This is a genomic window from Bradyrhizobium sp. sGM-13 (assembly GCF_018398875.1).
Taxonomy (GTDB): Bacteria; Pseudomonadota; Alphaproteobacteria; order Rhizobiales; family Xanthobacteraceae; genus Bradyrhizobium.
On record NZ_JAGWDK010000008.1, the window covers coordinates 112493 to 125671 of the forward strand.

General features: G+C 55.4%; 11 protein-coding genes and 2 pseudogenes. 4 read left to right on the forward strand and 9 right to left on the reverse strand.

Features of this window, described 5'->3' with window-relative positions; translation table 11 throughout:
- Positions 1 to 863: 863 nt before the first annotated feature.
- On the forward strand, positions 864 to 1256 hold the full coding sequence (locus tag KJQ96_RS14250; RefSeq protein ID WP_249734053.1) for a hypothetical protein: 393 nt from the start codon (positions 864 to 866) through the stop codon (positions 1254 to 1256).
- Positions 1257 to 1351: 95 nt separating this feature from the next.
- The gene (gene galE / locus KJQ96_RS14255; RefSeq protein WP_213287219.1) at positions 1352 to 2374 is read left to right on the forward strand and encodes a UDP-glucose 4-epimerase GalE; all 1023 of its coding nucleotides are present in this window, start codon (positions 1352 to 1354) and stop codon (positions 2372 to 2374) included.
- 178 nt (positions 2375 to 2552) lie between these two features.
- On the opposite strand, the gene KJQ96_RS14260 is transcribed toward galE, so the two are convergent.
- The 9 genes and pseudogenes from KJQ96_RS14260 to KJQ96_RS14295 all read right to left on the reverse strand — a co-directional run bounded on the left by KJQ96_RS14260 (position 2553) and on the right by KJQ96_RS14295 (position 9449).
- Entirely contained in the window at positions 2553 to 3170 is a 618-nt protein-coding gene (locus KJQ96_RS14260; RefSeq protein WP_213287220.1) for an FkbM family methyltransferase, read from the reverse strand.
- Positions 3171 to 3567: 397 nt separating this feature from the next.
- A pseudogene (locus tag KJQ96_RS14265) lies at positions 3568 to 3690 on the reverse strand (transposase); the annotation flags it as partial.
- Positions 3691 to 3700: 10 nt separating this feature from the next.
- Positions 3701 to 4426: a polysaccharide deacetylase family protein gene (locus KJQ96_RS14270; protein ID WP_213287221.1), complete on the reverse strand. Its 726-nt coding sequence runs from the start codon at positions 4424 to 4426 to the stop codon at positions 3701 to 3703.
- Entirely contained in the window at positions 4423 to 5484 is a 1062-nt protein-coding gene (locus tag KJQ96_RS14275) for a glycosyltransferase family 4 protein (protein ID WP_249734054.1), read from the reverse strand. The genes KJQ96_RS14270 and KJQ96_RS14275 overlap by 4 nt, the downstream gene beginning before the upstream one ends.
- Before the next feature lie 430 nt (positions 5485 to 5914).
- Entirely contained in the window at positions 5915 to 6154 is a 240-nt protein-coding gene (locus KJQ96_RS14280; RefSeq protein ID WP_309142409.1) for a transposase, read from the reverse strand.
- A 62-nt stretch (positions 6155 to 6216) separates the two neighbouring features.
- On the reverse strand, positions 6217 to 6537 hold the full coding sequence (locus KJQ96_RS14285; protein WP_213287223.1) for a hypothetical protein: 321 nt from the start codon (positions 6535 to 6537) through the stop codon (positions 6217 to 6219).
- Between the two features lie 390 nt (positions 6538 to 6927).
- On the reverse strand, positions 6928 to 7701 hold the full coding sequence (locus KJQ96_RS14290) for a hypothetical protein (protein ID WP_213287224.1): 774 nt from the start codon (positions 7699 to 7701) through the stop codon (positions 6928 to 6930).
- Positions 7702 to 8085: 384 nt separating this feature from the next.
- A pseudogene (locus KJQ96_RS40205) lies at positions 8086 to 8505 on the reverse strand (NAD-dependent epimerase/dehydratase family protein); the annotation flags it as partial.
- Between the two features lie 29 nt (positions 8506 to 8534).
- Positions 8535 to 9449: a class I SAM-dependent methyltransferase gene (locus KJQ96_RS14295; RefSeq protein ID WP_213287225.1), complete on the reverse strand. Its 915-nt coding sequence runs from the start codon at positions 9447 to 9449 to the stop codon at positions 8535 to 8537.
- A gap of 1172 nt (positions 9450 to 10621) precedes the next feature.
- Here KJQ96_RS14295 and KJQ96_RS14300 point away from each other — a divergent pair.
- Positions 10622 to 11638, forward strand: a complete 1017-nt coding sequence (locus KJQ96_RS14300; protein ID WP_213287226.1) for a glycosyltransferase family A protein — start codon at positions 10622 to 10624, stop codon at positions 11636 to 11638.
- A gap of 94 nt (positions 11639 to 11732) precedes the next feature.
- Positions 11733 to 13136 (forward strand): O-antigen ligase, encoded by a 1404-nt coding sequence (locus KJQ96_RS14305; protein ID WP_213287227.1) that lies wholly within the window; start codon positions 11733 to 11735, stop codon positions 13134 to 13136.
- The last annotated feature ends 43 nt before the right edge of the window (positions 13137 to 13179 follow it).

Genomic DNA, 13179 nt, shown 5'->3' on the forward strand with positions numbered 1-13179 from the left:
CCAACGCGTTCAAGCCAGCGATCCAAGGCACACCATCGCGGGTACCGGCAAGCTTAAGCCGCTGCTCGACCATCGAATACCCAGGGGGTCCAACTCACCTGCATAAGCGGCCAAGGCGCGCTCAATCCATCACAGGGCGCAAGGTCGGAAGAGTTCAGGCGATAGTATTGCCGGCCGTTCACCCGCCCGCCGAGCATTCGCGCGCGTATCCAGCACCAAAGGTTGATTGCGTGGCGTCGCATGTGGGCAATCGCGATCATCCACAAAAGCTTCCCGCACGCGGCACGCGACTCGTCGAGCGTCGTGGTACGTAGTACAGCATCGAGGGCTAGCCCGAACCGCGTGAGACAACCTCTAGGGCAAGCCGATGGTGGAAAGCGTGAGGCGGCGTGTCAAGAAATGTTCGTCCATTTCTCAAATAAAACCAAATAAATACCATTAACTCAACAATAAGCTGGGTATCAATATTTTTCTACCCCTGGCCACCAGCAGCCCATTCGTCGAAGGCGCCCTGTCCTTGAATAAGATCAAAATGGCCACTGGGTAAGGGGAAGTATCGCCTACCCTTTCTCGACCAGAAAGTCCGCGAGGCTACGAACTTGAATCCATCGCTTCCGATATAGTCAGCACGATCTTCCGCCACCCGTAGTTTTCACAAACTACCATATCCCACGGCCGTAGAGGGCATGGCGGACCGCAGCAAGGGTCCGCCGGCGCCGCACCTTTCAGGGTGGAGGCGCCATTACGCAATCCAGTACGACCGACATTAAAAGCTGCGACACCGGTTTAGGATTTACCTTGCTCGATTTAAGCGTATTCTCCATTATATTTTAGGCGTATTCTCCATTATAAGAGACGTGCGGATGTTCCGCCTGCTTTGCCCAATTTTCTTAGAGGCTCCCTTGGTCCGCGAGGATTTTGGGTCCGTTCCGCGGTGCGAAACGCAGAACGGGACAAAGCTCGTATTTGCCTTGTCATGGAGGCTATCGACGGCATTGCGCGCAGGGGAAGACGAGCGATCGGGGTTAAGACGCAAGGTAAAGGATGCTTTGTCGCGCGCAGCGGTCACGATTGGCACCGGCACTGACGAATACACGCAACAAGAGCCACTGGACAGTCGTTATCAAAGTTTCCTTGGCAAGATCCAGAGCGGGAAAAATCGATTAGGAGAACTCAAGGAAGCTATCGCGCATTTCAGGTTTCTTAAACTGGCAATGTTGAACAGATTTTCGATCACGTCGGATGAGCGCTTATAGGTCTCTCATCATGAGACAACATAGAGCGGGGGCACAGCGCCTAGCAGGCCGCAATTTGTCCTACAGGCCAACTCAACCTGGAAAAAGGATCCCGTATGGAAGAACCAAGAACGAGGCCTCTTAATCCGCAACCTAAGTTAACGTGCCTGGTCACAGGTGGGGCTGGGTACATTGGGGGTCACACAGTTCTCGCCCTTCTCGATGCGGGACATCAGGTTATTGTTCTCGACGACCTTTCTACCGGCTTCCGCTGGTCCGTCCCAAGCACCGCTAAACTTATTGTAGGCGACGTCGGCGACTTTGACCTGGTTTGTCGAGTGATCAGGACAAACAAGATAACTTCCATTCTGCATTTTGCGGCAAAGACTGTCGTTCCGGATTCATTTCAAGACCCGCTCAGCTATTACTTGACGAATGCTGTGAAGACGCGGACGCTTCTCGCGGCAGCGGTAAGCGAAAACGTCAGTGATTTCATTTTTTCTTCGACCGCTGCGGTTTACGAAAGCTCGGAATCTCTTGTTTCGGAAGAACAGAACGTCGGTCCCCAATCACCGTATGGCCGGTCAAAGTACATGGCCGAGTGCATGATCGAGGATACGGGAGCCGCGCACAACGTTCGTTATGCAATTCTGCGCTACTTCAACGTGGCTGGCGCTGATCCGAAGGGCCGAAATGGTCAATCAACGAAGAATGCTACCCATCTCATTAAGGTGGCGATTGAAACAGCTCTTGGGAAAAGACCTTGCATGGAAATCTTTGGAAATGACTACCCTACACCCGACGGATTTGCTGTCAGAGACTACATCCATGTTGCAGACTTAGCGAACGCCCATGTCCTGGCCCTTAATCGTTTGCGAGAAGGGAGTGAGAGCTTCACTGTCAATTGCGGATATGGTCGAGGCTATTCGGTTAGAGAGGTTGTTGATGTCGTCAAGGCAGTAACCGGAATTGATTTTAAGGTTAGGTTCGCCCCGCGTCGAACTGGGGATTTGGCATCGGTAGTCGCAAACAGTGATCAGCTTAGATCATTCGGTTGGATCCCCCGCTATGATGAGCTATCAACAATCGTGCAACACGCATACCGGTGGGAATTAGAGCTGGCAATCGATAGGCATTGAAAAACGCCTCTTCGCCGCGGCACGCCACAACTCAAGCCGCGTCCCACACCAAGCGCCTTCCGACCTCAAATCGGACGATTCCAAACCGGGCTGTGAGATATCCGGGTTAGGTGACTGCGCTAGGTCGCAGGAGATTTAGGCGGATTTCTCGTCGCGCTGCTCGGGCTTCTTTGCATTTTCAGCCCAATATCCGCCCACTGCAGGCGCGCGGCAATACCGGACGCGGCGTCTTCTCTCGCAGCATATACCAAGTGTTAGCTCCGTTATCGTATATCTCTTTGAATTGATTCTTGGCCCGCATCACGGACGCATAAGCGCCGGGACTCGAGTGATCGTGAATCTCTACGGTCAGCGAACCGATGCGGTCAATCCAATCGGCGCAGCCCTCGAAGACTTCTCTTTCCGCCCCTTCGATGTCCATTTTGAGAACATCGATTTGCGGCATGTCATAGCGCCGCATGATCTCCGGAAGCGTCAGTCCATCCACGCGCCCATCGGCCGAGACCTTGGTCTGCAAGCCCCATGCGCCCTTTCCGGGGTCGAACAGATCCAGCTTTGCGTTCACCTTCCAGACGGCGGCCTGAACCGGAGTGATGTTCTGATACGGCTTGCCGTTCTCAACTAGGACCTCGAAGTTCGCGGGGTCCGGTTCGATTGCCACGATCCGAGCATTGGGCCATCGATTGGCAAAGTAGATCGAGGCGAAGCCGACGTTGGCGCCGGCATCGACAATGGTCGATGGAGTCTGTGGCGGATTGAACAGGTATTCATGCCGCTGGAAGATGTCGCTGAACACCCTGTGGTCTGAGGTCTGCATCCTGATTGTCAGGGGGAATTTCACCCCAGGCATCTGTACTCGAACGCGCCGAGGGCGGCCCGTGAGGCGGTAGCTCGCAATGCTTGCTACTCCACCAAAACCAAATTCAGTGTAATAGGAACGCAACTTATTTATAGTCCCAATTTATTCTCTCCCAGTGGACGGATTTATTTGAAAAGTAAATATGGCTGTGAGTCTAAACACCAGGTTGCACTTACGCAAGCTGGCTTGCACCTCTGGCTTAAGACTGGGGTGGGGCGTACTGCTTATAGTGTAGCCCGCAATATATTCCGCTAATGACCTGCCAAGACACTCAAACTGCACCGCTATCTCCGTTGCGGCATCCAGATCTTGGCAACATCGGTAGGCTTGAGCCCGGAAAATAGGAGCCCCTGCACAGCTTTGGGATACGAAGTTCGACCGACCCGGCACGGGTCTCCCAGATCCGGTCGCGGCAGCCGTTGCGCTGTGCAAGGCGCTCGGGGCTCTTCTCGCCATAGGCCACGACGTTATCGATACCGCAAGCGCATCAGTTGGCGATACAGCCCCAGTTTTGTGCTGATCCTCCAGGCAAAGCCGCGCATCGCATCCGGATCAATCAAGTGCTGGCGCATGTACTTCGCATCCATGTTGTTCGTCAGGCAAAGACGGGAATAGAGAAAGGATTCGAACCCGCGATGGTACCCAAGATGGATTGTAAAGAGGTGCGTGTAGCCCACTTTCAGAGCCGCCTCCCAAACCCGTCGGGAAAAGCGCCCATATGGGAAGGCGAAAAGAGTAACTTGTTGCCCGAGGCGATTCTCCAGCATCGACTTCGACACCGTAAGCTCGCGATAGAGTTCGACATCCGAGACTTTGGTCAAATCGACATGGGCCATACCATGTGAGCCGATCGCAACGCCGGCCCTGCCAAGTTCCTCAATCATTTCCCAGCTCATACGTCCCGGCGAGCCCACAAAATCAACTGGGATAAAGGACATGAAACCCGGAATCCGACCGGTCGTCACGTAACGAGCATAGACATGCGTGTAGTCCGAAAGAAATCCATCATCGAAGGTGAGCAGGACCGCATCGGTCCGGCTGGCTTTCCGATCGGCGCAATGCTCCAGAAAGCTTTGAGGCGAGACCAGCCTCTCCCCGCAAAGCGCGAGATGCGCATCGAACGCTGCATGCGTCAGGCACCACGCATTCGAAGGCGTGGCTTCCACCAGTTCGTGATAGTTCAGCGCTATCATAGAGTTTGTATCAGCTCAGAGACACGCCGGCCCCAGGCCTGCCAGTTCAACTGGGCCTCGAAAGTGTCGCGGCTCGATTGTTTCAAGCGTGCCAGCCGGTCGGGGTTCGCAAAAATCTCGGCGATGACGTCAGCGTAGTCCGCCTTCGTCGCGTTCGGCGGCACCAGGACGCCGGTCTCCCCCTCGCGAACAGCATAGGGCACACCACCGGTGGCACGCGCAACGCTCGGCACACCGTGGGCTGCCGCTTCGCACAACACGATAGGGAAGCAGTCCGCCCGGGTCGGCAACAGAAAGAAATCCGCGTCGCGATAGAGTTGTTCGAGCCGGCTGCGCTGTGCAGGATCATTCTTGTCGAGGTAAGGGATTATCGTCAGGCCATCCTGGGCGACAGGCTCCGTCGGAGTACATCCGCAGATCACGAGTTCAGCCTTCACCCCCCTGTTGTTCAGTTCAGCAAGGGTCTCGATAGCGATGTCCGCGCCCTTCTCCTTCCAGTTGACGCCGATCAGGAGCATCCGACACGGACCAGGCTTCCGGCGTCCGAGCACAGAGTCACGACCGGGCGCCTCCCTGAGGTTGGCGCCCCAAGGAACAACATGCACCCGCGCAGGATCGGCACCGTAATCCCTAACGGCAGATTCAGCTGCCCATTTCGACGGATAGAGGATTAGGTCCGCGCGCGCGATTGTATCGCGTTCCAGGCGTTCGGAGGTCTCCCGAGCTGCACGTGACAAGTTTCGATAATTGGGATGATAGTTCGCAATAAGCCGAAAGGTCGCATCGGATGCATAGACGAGGGGAACGCCATCGGGCACCCTCCAGGCGAAGGTGGATCCGGCGGGTGCGAATACGACGTCGGGCGATACGGCGCGGATCTTGCGTGCTGCGTCCGCTGAGTATTGTGCAACGACAGGCGCCGCCTGGAATGGGGAGAGGTTCTGCCTGAGAAAGGTACGGCGAAGTCTGGAATACGCTTTGTATAGAGGCAGGATCGGTGCGCTCAACGGACCGATATGGATAACATCGTTGCCCTGGTCCGCGAGCGATTTGGACATGTGGAAAGGAGTGCCGGACCAGAACCGGACGTTGCTCCCATCGCCGATCGTGGCGAATGCGATCCGCCGCGCTACTTGGCTGCCGGAGATGCGACAATGATTCATTTTGTTCCCTTGTAGACGGCGCAACCAGCAGATGGTCCCGAAAAGAGATCAAGCCTGGGAAGCAACGACTTCCGACGTTCTGGGTGGAGAAATGAAAAATCACCTCGTTCTTGCTGGTAGCCAACAAGCAGGGGGCCGGGAACGCGCAAATACAGATAACCCGCCAACGCCTTCAGCCTCCAGAGTACCGGTATCGCCCTTCATCGCTGGCAAGTCGCAGGATGAGAAACCTGAGTCCTCATCGCCGAAAACATATATAACCAGATTTTAAATATCAATAAAACTATTTAATTCCACAATTCTCCATATTAACGAACTTTAAATTTTAATCTCGGAAAAAACTGAATTCTATTTCGTAATATCCAACAAAATCAATGACATCCCAAAGGCGGTTTCCAACTTTTGTTCGATCTCGATCGGCTTCAGCGTCCCTCCCAACCCCGCCGTCGACGGCGTGCGCTGCGCTCTCCAGCAGTTGCTTCTTCCAGCTGTAGATTTGGCTTGGATGAACCCCGTACTGCTGGGCAAGGTCGGCCACAGTCGCCTGTTCCCGCACCGCCTCCACGGGTTCAGGGCGGCGTCAATCTTCCGTCTCGTCTTCGTCATGGTTCGCGGCGGATCTTTAACTTAGCCGTTGGCCCCAAAAAAGAGGTCCATTTCAGACGTCGCTTTGAGCGCCGCCGGGAGCGCGTCGTATTGCATTGCAAATTCGTCCGATGTTTCGTCGAGCGGCAGCGGTGTGAGTTTGGAGGTTCGGGGGTCGCGGAAGTAGACGTAGCCGGGCTTACGGTAGAGGTACTTTCGCTTGGTCAGTGTTGTCACGATTTGATGCCCAATATCTCGTGGCTGCTGTTGCATTGCTGGTCGACCTTGAAGTTCGCGTAGGCCGGATCGAGTTGGAAATCGGTCCCACGTCACGACGCCCTTGATCCGGACGGGTTCAGGCATCAGCCCCCTCCTCGACCAACCGCAAAGAGGCCGTTTCGCTCATGTCGAGATAGGCCGCCGCCCGATCGGAGCGCATGGCGCGCGGCGGGTAGGCGCGGCGCGACTATTTGGGCTTGGTCGTCGGGGCGTCCGATATCAAAACCTCGACAGGAGAAGCTCGGAGGAGTTTTTCGGTCGAGGCGATATCCCGAGGCTACCGCATCTCGGGTCGCGTAGGCGCTGTGCCGCTAGGCAACGGCGGGCCTGAGTGCTCAAGGCTAGGGGCAAGCCAGAGGGGCATGCCGCATCTGTTCGGGTCACCTTAAGGTCCGCTTTCAGGGGGTTAGAGCGGACCAGGATGTGGCAGCGCACGGACTTCGGCTTGTGACCCCACCGCAAACTCGTACGTCCTTATGGCTTGACGGGTTTCGGCGGCTTGATCGGCGAGCCCGGCTTCAACACGCCGTTCTCAATCGTCGCCTTGCGCACATTCTCCCACTTTCTGATGCGGTTGACGTGGCCCCCATAGTCGCTGAAATAGATTGGCCCATACGCAAATGGGCCGACAAAGTACACGTTCTTGAGGTAAACGTCGTTGTCGCCGCCTGCATCTGGATGCAGCCGCAGACCGTAAGGTCCACCCCAGAACATGCAATCCTGAATATCGATGGTCCCGGTCCAGTTATCGGCAACGAACATCCCCGCGGTGGCTGATGTGTTGTTCACTCTTATGCTGGTGTTACGTACCTTGATCGTTCCCCGGCTGCCGGGCGAATAGGCTTGAATACCGTCAGCATGATCGGCACCCTGTCCGAATGCCTGGATCCAGCAATTCGTTACGTTGAAGTAACCGGGACCGCAGACGTGGAATCCCTCCCGGCTGTCACAACGGCAGTAATCCCAGTTGTTGTTGCCCCAACCGGTGGAGGCGGCATCTCCCGACGCCGGTCCCCTGATCGATTTGTGGCTCGCACTCTGACCCGTCTGCAAGTTAAATGACGACGTCGTTTCCGTCATGTTGGTGAACATCGGATCATCGAAGCTCATCGGAATCGTGCCCACGCTTGGCGGATCGGACGGCATGGGATCGGGAGGAACGGCGGCATCCTTCGCCGCCAGGGTAACCGTCCCGGAATAGTTGACAACTGATCCCGATTGGGCCCGAGCCGCAAATGGCAAGGTCATGGCACCTGTCATGCAAAGGAATTGCCGCCTCTTCATGGCTCCCCGCTTAGCAAGTCGGTCGATCGTTTAACCTCATTCCGCAGACCATCAAAACACATGGACGACCTTCGCGCTAGTCAGGCTTGGCAAAACTGTCCAGCAGATAATGTGCTCCCTATTAAAGGCTTGTTGCCCATCATCGTCGCGCGCTGTGCCGAACCGGCATGTTGCACATCCACTGCCCCTATCGCCGGGCACACCGTTGTGGAAGGTGGTATCGCAAGTTCCAACCAAAGCAATATCAACTTTCCATGACCGTCACGCGGCGCGGTCATCCGAGTGGCGGCTGAAACGCGCGCGCGACGTGTCGACTCGGGCCGCGCCCACAGCGGCAGTTTGCCGAACTTTCGCCAATGAAATATCTGGTTGGCGCTGTCTAGGGTCGTCCTGAGGCAATGCCATATTGACCAATTTTGACGAAGATTCAGTCGCCTTCAGAATGAGTTCGGCAAGCTCCCGCATGGTGAAATTCGACTGGACTGCCTAGATTGACCGGCCCGGTGAAAGAAGGCGTAGTTCCCATCAAACGCACGAGGCCGTCCATAAGGTCGCTGACAAAACGGTTGCCATCGCCGAACAGAGTGATCGGCTCGCCAGCCAACGCCTGAATGGAAATTTGAGACTACGCGCCCGTCGGCGCGGTGCGTGCGAGGTCCGTAGGTGTTGAAGATACGTGCCACTTTTGATCTCAACGCCGGCCTGGCGATGGCAATCAAAGAATAGGGTTTCGGCGCACTGTGAGCTCGATCCGAGGACGTGCGTGGGCCGTCCCGCCGACTCGGGGCTATCCAGCCCTAAGCAGCGGTCAACAGGAAAGCTACCTGATCTCCCTGTTGTTGGGTATTTAACCGTTCTGCCCGTTTGGCAAAGCTTCTCAACTCGTGGCGGCTAAACACATTGTGTGGCCCGGATGATGTGAGCGGCTTAGACTTCCTGTACATTTCGCTTCCCCAGAACTGAAACGCAGTAGAATCATCAATTGAATGCCTGACAGACAAGTCGCAGCGCTCCGCCAATGCGCTCATTCCCTTGCGAGAGGGAATCACAATGTGGCGCGGCGCATCCAGTTGCACCCAATTCGGGCCGTACTCCACCCACGCATGCGAGGACGAAGTTGGGATGCGGACCAGAATGCGACCGCCAGGCGCAAGCAGCCTTTTCGCGTTGCCAAGACTTTGGTCCGGGTCAGAGACGTGTTCCAACGAGTGATTGAACATGATGAAATCAAACTCGCCGGACATGCTCTGAAGATCCGATTTGTGGATCGTCACGGCACCTGATGTTGACTCGGAAATGTAGGGGTCTACTCCGGTAAGGTTCTTGAACCCCGCCGCAGACATTCTATGAAGAAGCTTCCCAGACCCGCAGCCTACGTCCAGCACCCGAAAGCTAGGATCAATTCCAAAATATCCGATGACCGCCACGATCGGGTCGTACCTCACAAAGGACGCCACGGCTCCCAATATGCTTTTGGTGCCGAGTGCATGCGCGTCCCTGATTGCAGCAACTCGCGAATTTCGCAGAGGCTTGGCGAACGAGTAATACCCAACGGGGTAAAGACGACTCTCATCGGCTACATCCGACAGACGCTGGATCGTCCCACAATCAATACATTCTTGGTATTCAAACCGCTCTCTTGTGCCAAACATCATCTCAATAAACACGTGGCGGCGATGTTCGCCGTCTGATAAGCAAGCTTTACAAATCATCTCGAGTTCCTAGCCACAGCAGGGGATTGAATCGGGCTCAGCAGCCAGCATCGGAGATGCCGTAGGGCGTTGTCGCTGTGATAGGAGCGGTGAAATTGATGGGTCCGTCGATACTGCCGCCTTCGGCTTGGTCGCTCTGCCCAGCCCCGTTGATCGGATCACGAGTCCTCTGACTTTGCAGCATATTCATCTGAAGCATAAGGTGCGCCCCACCTGTTGATCTCGCCGGCCCGGCCTGCACCAGCACGTGGTGTTCAACGCGTGCTGATGCTCTGGCCGAGGTTTGTGCACTTATAATAAATATATTGAATAAAGATCCCGCTGTCCAAATTAAATGATGTTCACTTTCGGTTATTCGACTGAATTTCCAAGGAGCAGCGCTCAGGTTTGATCTCGCAAAATCTTTCTAGCGCGGCTATCCTGCGCCGCCATCGTTAGCCGTTCGCATGCTGTTCCGCCTCTCCAGGACGGAAAGCCCATCCTCGCCGGCGACCTCGAAAGTCAGGTTCCCGTCAGGCGGATGACGACCTCGCCTCCCGGTTCTATGAAATCCGGAGTTTGCCCCGGCTGTTGCATCGGCCGATTGGGCGGTGGAGCGATGGCAGCTGAGGCGGAGCCCCTCCCCCAGACAGCGCCAAATCCCGGTCCAGATGGCAGGTGAAGGCGAACTCGGACGGCGTGTTCTATCGGTCGGCGCCTCTTTCACTTTTCCGAAATTAAATTACATGAAATGCCAATTTAACCAAACTCGTCCGAGCTGGATTTAAGTAGATAACAATTGAAATTAAAAGTCTATTTATTTATGTTCGCAGCGGCGAGGAGCTTTACGGCTTGGTCAGGACTTCAATGAAGGGTCGTCTTGCGGTGATGGGCGGTATCAAAATGCCGTTTGCGGCGACGCTGAGTTCTATTGTGGACACAGATGGAAGCGGTAAGCAGGCGGAATTTCATGTGCTTGCAGACGGCATGTCTGACGGAATCCGAAAGAGGACAATCACTTCGCTATCCGGAGGTTCGGCTTCAATCCGGATCTGGGATGATACTGGGACGATTCTTGGCTTACGTGCCGAGGCATCGTGCAAAGGTCTGCCGAACCAACCGGGGGAGAATCCTGCAGGAGGCGCTAGCATGTTGAAGACGAAACACCGGACTCGACTGACCAGGAGCCCGTCATGATGCCCCAAGCACATCCGCCCAAGGCTGACGGGGTGGCTGAAGGCCCCTTGGTCACTGTCGTGATGTGCGTCTACAATGCAGGCAGATATCTTCGGCCTTCGCTGTTGAGCATAATAGATCAGACATACAAAAATTTGGACATTCTCATTATCGACGATGGCAGTACGGACGGCTGTTTCAGCTCAGTTCAAGATTTGCTGGTAGATAAGCGTGTTCGCGTAATCCATCAAGCGAACTCAGGCAAGCCTGTTGCTGTCAATCGAGCGCTCGATCGGATCCGCGGCGAGTTTTTCGCAATTCAAGACGCGGATGACATCAGCTATCCAACGCGAATTGAAAGACAGGTTCGTGCGCTGCTCAACAATCCGCATTTGGCTGCGGTATTCTGCGGTAACGAGCTCATCATTAACGGGAGGTTCATGGCCCCCGTGTTTGCGCCGAAAAGCGAGGACGATTGCCAGTCCGAGATTAGAGCCTTTCGAATGCCTGCCCTTGATCCCACAGGAATGTTTCGAATGTCATTGGTTGGCCATATGCGGTTCGAGCCGTCATTGAAGGTTGCTGAGACCTGCGATTACATATGGAGAGTTGGGGAAGTGCATCCGATGATCGTATTGGGTGAGTGCCTTTACGCGTACCGCATTCTTCCCAATTCACTTAGCCGACGTGCGCCAATGCGGCGCAAGCAGTTTGAGCTTGAGGCTTTCAGGCGAGCGTGCGAGCGGCGCGGTTTGCGGTTTGAGCAGGAATGCGAGGATACCAGCTGGGGCTACAGGCTGTCTCATAACAGTTTACTGGACAACAACATCGCCGCCCATTTCATAAGGAGCGTGTTGGATTGGCGTCGGTCAAACCGTCGCTTGTCGGCCTTGAGGACGGGTTGGCAATGTGCATGTTTGCACCCCGCGGATCCGTACTATTACAAGGCGCTGGTTTACGCGTTGATTTCACCCAGCATAGTGCGCCGCCTACGTCGTGCCTTCCTGCCGAGTCCTTTGGAGACGGCTAAATGAAGCGCTTCTTGGGACGGAATGGTCGCTTTCTGCGGCGCCTCAATTTTGAGCGCCGCTTGTTTGCGGAACGTCTCAGACATTAGAGGTATTCGCGTTGAGCCGCAAAAGCCTAGAATTGGATTCGCGTTTTCAACGTGCCTATCTGCAGGATCGGCAGCATAGTTTAGTCGGGCATGCGGCAGGCGGCTCGCTCTCCGGGACCGAACTATATCTGAAACTATTATTGGTCGCGATTTTTTTGCCCGAAGGCCTGTCTTTCTTCCTCGGTGAATTTCGGCTCTCGGTTGCCCGAGTTATGATTCTTCTTTCGTCCATCGCCGCGATATCGCAGCTGTCTCGGCGCGCAAGCGCGCGGGCTACAGTCTGCGTCCCATCGGATATCTTGGCTCCGCTTGCGGGCGTTTGGATGGTGTTGGTTGCCACCGTCACGGATGGTTTTGACGGTCTTAAACAAGCTGGCATGGCGACAATTGAATTCACTGGTGCATACTTGACTTTCCGGTATCTTCTCGGTCCGGTCGATAGTTCGGTGCGACTCGCACGCTTCGCCTGCAAGCTGATGATTCTGATTGTCGGTATCGCGCTTCTCGACCCTCTGAATAATAAGCTATTCACCTATGAGTTCGTCAAAGGTATTACCGGTTATGTAAAACCCAGTTATGAAGGTGCATTGGCGCTGATGTCGGAGACGGTCTATCGGGACGGGGTCGTTCGCGCCATGGGGCCGCTGGAGCATTCGATATTGTTCGGCGCTGTTTGTGCCTGGTTTGGGACCATGGCCTTCACTGCGTTTAGGTCCCAGGTATTCGGCTGGGGTATTGCAAGCATTGCGCTCATCGGTGTGTGGTTTTCTCAGGCGCGGAGCCCATTGCTGGGGTACCTGATCGGATTTGCGCTGGCGACTTTCTATGGTGCAAGCCCTCGCTTTGCAGCTCGCTGGAAGCTGGTCGGATTGTCTGTGACCGCCCTTCTCCTTGCTGTTTTTACTTTCTCTGGCAGCCCTGTCGCAACACTTGTGCGGCTTAGCGGAGTAAGTCCGGAAGCGGCCTGGGCCCGTCAAGCGATCTGGAACACGGCGGGCCCTGTGGTACTCGGTTCGCCGATCGTCGGAATTGGTTTGCAAGGCGAGTGGAACTGGCAGGCGCATGGCGGGCTTGTGAGTTCGAGCGTGGATGCCTTTTGGCTTGCCACCGCAATGTCGTATGGAATTCCCGGAAGCGCGTTGATCCTCTTGACAATTGCGAGCGCATGCGGGCTTGGCTCGATCGACAAATCGCCTCACCTTACTCCCGAAGAGGGACGGCTATCAGTGGCGCTCGGAATTGTCATAACAATCATCGTTTTTCTGGGGTTCATGGTTCACTTTTGGGGCATCTGTTGGATCCTTATCGCTGTTTTTGCCGGGATGCGAGCGAACCTCGCCGAAACTGCGGTATTGCGCGATAGAGCCGCACGAGCGGCAGAAACCAAGTGTGATTCGATTACCGGGGGCATTTGACTGCGATGTCGTGACCTGCGCGTGCCGCTCGGAACGGCGCCTT